The organism is Calothrix rhizosoleniae SC01, from assembly GCF_900185595.1.
Lineage (GTDB): Bacteria > Cyanobacteriota > Cyanobacteriia > Cyanobacteriales > Nostocaceae > Calothrix_A > Calothrix_A rhizosoleniae.
The window spans coordinates 1-4,606 of the sequence record NZ_FYBH01000143.1 but is presented as its reverse complement, the minus strand read 5'-3'; the positions used below and the strand labels follow the sequence as shown (position 1 = coordinate 4,606).

Genomic DNA, 4,606 nt, shown 5'->3' with positions numbered 1-4,606 from the left:
CTTAATCAATTTGTATTTAATCTGTTCCAGTGAATTATAGCGTTTCTCAGCCTAGTGAGGTGCGGATTAACCTCACCCTGATAAAGCTATGCTTTATCAGGGTGAGGTTTTGATGTGTACTTCACCAGAGTAGGAAATGCTATATAAGCTACAAATTAAGTCCTCCTTTTTGTAACTTTTTAAATGGATCTAAAATAAAATCAATAACTCGGCGTTGGCGAATAATTACCTCTGCATTTGCTGTTTGTCCTGGTGAAAGTAATATGGGTTTGTGATGATTTTGAATATAGGAATGTTGGAGGCTGATTTTTAACTGAAAAGTTTCTACTTGCCCTTGACTAATTTCTTTAGTTTTAGAGTCTGGTGAAATCCAAATAACCTTCCCTGGAATTACTCCATAATCTTGGAAAGGATAGGCATCAAATTTAATTTTGACTGGCATTCCTATCCGTAAAAAACCACTATTTTGGCTAGCCATTTCAGCATTGAGAATTAACTCACTACCTTGGGGGGCAATTTTAGCTATAGTTTGCCCAGATTGAACAACTACACCCGGTTGAGTAATGGGAAAAGTAAAAATAGTACCATCAATAGGTGAACGTACAAGTCTTTGCTGTAGTTGAATACCTAAAGCCTTAATCTGACTTTTAGTTTGGATAGCTGCTGATTTTTGAGTAGCAATTTGCCTTTGTAGTTCTTTTAATTGTGTCTGACTTCTCAGCAAAGCTAGCTTCCCAGAATTGACGATACTGTTATAGGTATTTTGCTGTTCTCCTAAGGTGAATTTTGCTTGTTGAATATCAGACTGAGCTTGACTCATCATTGCCTGATAACGATTTTTTTGTTCTTGAAAACCAAGCTTGGCTTGCTTAATCTTGGATGCTGCTTGTAATTTTAATTTTTGGCTGGCTGCGGCTAATTTTTGCAATTCAACCACTTTAGTTTGAGCGATCGCTCCTTGTTCCCATAATGAATGGTAGCGTTTAATTTCCATTAAATCCCTACGCCAATTACTTCTAGCTAATTGATATTCTGCTTGGCTAGAATATATCTTCTGTTTAGCTTGTTCGACTTGAGCTAATTTTTCCCATTTTTGTAATTTATAGTTGCTACTTTTGGTATATAAGTTTTGATTCGCTTGATTTATTTGGGCAATTTTTGCTAATTCTTGAGCCCGATTTTGCTGTTCTTGGACTTGAAGAGCTAAAATAATTTGGTTTTTGGCTAACTGTAATTGATTAATGCGATTGAGTAAGCCTTCTAACTTTTTGTGAGCTTTTTGTAAATCTGTACGCAGAACCTGAGAATCAATTTCTACTAGTAATTGTCCCTCTTGAACACTTTCCCCTTCTTTAACTGCAACATTAATTATTTTGCCACCAACAACAGCATCTAACCTATGGGTTGAACTTTTAGGTTCCAATCTTCCCCTGGCGCTACCAGTTTCATCAACTTGGGAAAACATCGCCCAAGGTAAAGCGATCGCTGTAAATCCTACTAAAAAATACAGTATAGAACGAGTCCAACGCTGAGGTAATGCATCTAATAATTCCTCAGTCCCATAGGACCAATCTTTCTCCTCTATTAAATGAGGATGTTGATGTTTATTGTTTGTGGCATTTGTCATAAAAATTTGGGATTTTGGATTGATTTGACAAGATAAATTTGGCAAGTACTAGCTAGAAAATAGGGAATGGGGAGTCGGGAATCGGGAGTCGATCAGAGGTGTTTTCATGTTTGGTTGTAGACAAAATATTGTCCATGAATGACTAACTTGCCGCTTCGCAGTTTGCACCATCAAGTAATTATTGGTTATTGGGGAACTGGAGTTAGACAAAAGATATTACTTCTGTTCTCACATTTGTTGCTGATTGAGATAGAAATAATGACCCCTTTGAGCAATTAATTGATCATGGGAACCACTCTCAATTAACACACCGCGATCCAACACCAAAATTAAATCTGCATGGCGGACAGTGGATAAACGATGGGCAATAATTACACTGGTACGCCCTTGCAAAATTTGCTTGAGGTTGTTCTGAATAATACGCTCTGATTCCGCATCTAAATGGCTTGTAGCTTCGTCGAAAATTAATAAACGAGGATTTCCTAATAAAGCCCTAGCGATCGCTAAACGTTGCCGTTGTCCCCCGGAAAGCATTCCCCCACCTTCACCGATTTGGGTTTCATAACCCATAGGTAGTTGCTGAATAAATTCGTCTGCACCCGCTAACCTAGCAGCAGTAATAAGTTCTTGAGTTTCAACTTCTGGACAAGCAATGCAGATATTTTCCCCAATGGTTCCACCAAATAAAAAGGTGTCTTGGTCTACTACTCCAATTTTTTGCCGGAGCGATCGCAAAGAGATTCCCGTGACATCTTGTCCATCTATATAGATTTTACCTTCTGTGGGCGGATATAAACCTAAAATTAGTTTAGATAGGGTAGTTTTACCAGAACCACTGCGTCCTACCACGGCTACCGTCTGCTCTGGCAAAATTTCAAAGCTGAGATTTTCCAATACGTTCATCTCATTTTCTGCATGGTAGCGAAAAGTCACTTTTTCAAAGCGAATGTGTCCCCTCAATTGGGTTAAATTCTGGCGGGTTTGCTGGTGTAAGTCTTCCTCTGGTTCTGCTTCTAAGACATCATTAATTCGTTCCGCAGCTACGGTGACTTCCTGGAGTTGATTCCACAATACAGTTAACCGTTGAAAGGGACTAATGACGTTACCCAATAGCATATTGAAAGCAACCAACTGTCCAATGGTAAGTTGATTTTGAATCACCAACCATGCCCCAAACCACAATAAACAGGTAGTTAACACAGATTCAATGGTGCTACTCAAAACTTGTAACTGGTTACCAACCACTTGAGCAGTAAAAGTTTTTTTAATCAACTGGTTTAACCGTTCTTCCCAACGCCAGCGCACTGTCTGCTCAATCGCCATAGAACGGATGGAACGAATCCCGGTTAGGGTTTGGATTAAATAACTATTCTCGTTGGCTAGGGCATTAAATACTTCTTTGGAAATGCGCCGCAGTAAAGGTGTTGCGATTAACGCCAGAAAGAAAAATGGCGGTACAATCAGCAGGGATAATAATGCCATTTGCCAGCTATACCAAAACATTAACCCCAGATAAATAAATACTGTTAGTAAATCGAGGATGATGGATAGGGCTTCGCCGGTAAGAAAACGCTGAATTTTCTGGTTTTCTTGGACGCGGGAGACAATATCCCCTACGTAACGGGACTCGAAGTATGCTAGGGGTAAACGGAATGTATGTTTGATAAAACCAACTATCAAAGCTACACCAATGCGGTTGGCTGTATGATCTAGTAGATATTGCCGCAGTCCGTTCATTGCGACGCGAAACAGACCAAAGATGAGCATTCCCAAACCCACAGCAGTTAAAGTCAGGGTGCTTCCTTGAACGATGACTCGGTCTAATAATAACTGGGTGAATAAGGGAGTAATTAATCCAAAGATTTGAATAAATACACTAGCAAAGAAAATTTCTAGTAATACTAGGTAATGGGGTTTAACTAACTCGATAAATTGCCATAATGGTGTAGTTAATTCCTGGTTAGCTGCTAATACAGGTGTAGGTTGCAATAACAAAGCATATCCAGTCCATCCAGCTGTAAATTCTTCATGGCTGAGGTGACATAAACCCACAGCCGGATCGGCCACAATTACTCGTTTCTTGGTAATTTCATAAACAACAATGTAGTGATTCCCTTGCCAATGAGCTATGACTGGTAAGGATTGTTGAGCTAACTTATCAAAACTGGCTCTCACAGGTCGGGTAGCAAAACCAATGGTTTCGGCGGTAGTCGCCAAGGCTTGCATGGATGCTCCACTGCGGTTAGTGTTTGACATTTCCCGCAGTCGATTGATACTCAAGCGTTTACCCCAATATTGAGCCACCATTAACAAACAAGTTACTCCACAATCTGCCGTACTTTGCTGTTCAAAGAAAGGGTAACGTTTACTAATTCGTCCCCACAATTTCTGGATGCTGACTTGAGGACGGGGAAAGAGGGAAGGCTGTTTTTCTGGTAATGGTAAAGATTCGGATACAGAAGTATTACTTGTATCTCTGCCATCAATCACAGGAGTCTGCAAATTATCCCCAGCACCAATATCAGAATTAACCAAATCTGCTAATTCTGACCAATGTTGCAATGCCATTAACCAGTTCGCGGATTTGAGGATATAAATTACCGTAGGTTGGACTACCCGCCAAGATTGACAATCAATAGCTTCTGTGGAGACATGAACACTACCAGCAATTAAGGATTTACCATTTTGATCAACCAACTCTCCTTTTTGCAACAACCATAATCGAGAATTGTCAAGTGATTCTGTTGCTAGGCTTCCAGGATGGAGATGGTGCTGTTCAAATAGGGATAAACCCTGGAAAATCCCTATTCCCGTGGTATTACGAGGTAGGGGTAATTGTTGATGACATAAAAGTAACACATCCCACATTTGCGCCTGTTGCCATAAGCGATCGCGGATTTGAGGATACTTATCCATCAAAGCTTGTAGCTTATCTGCAGGTAAATAGCAAACCTTTAAATTAGCTGATGCTCTAGCAGT

The 4,606-nt window shown here is 40.0% G+C and carries 2 protein-coding genes; both read right to left on the bottom strand.

The window, feature by feature from the left end:
• Positions 1 to 148: 148 nt before the first annotated feature.
• Positions 149 to 1,627: an HlyD family efflux transporter periplasmic adaptor subunit gene (locus CALSC_RS08700; RefSeq protein WP_088240973.1), complete on the bottom strand. Its 1,479-nt coding sequence runs from the start codon at positions 1,625 to 1,627 to the stop codon at positions 149 to 151.
• Between the two features lie 228 nt (positions 1,628 to 1,855).
• Positions 1,856 to 4,606 (bottom strand): peptidase domain-containing ABC transporter (locus tag CALSC_RS08695; RefSeq protein ID WP_143288198.1); only part of this gene is annotated, 2,751 nt, incomplete at its 5' end.

Bases quoted from the DNA above. Each gene is read 5' to 3' on its own strand.
- CALSC_RS08700 (WP_088240973.1), bottom strand. From the start codon at position 1,627: ATGACAAATGCCACAAACAATAAACATCAACATCCTCATTTAATAGAG.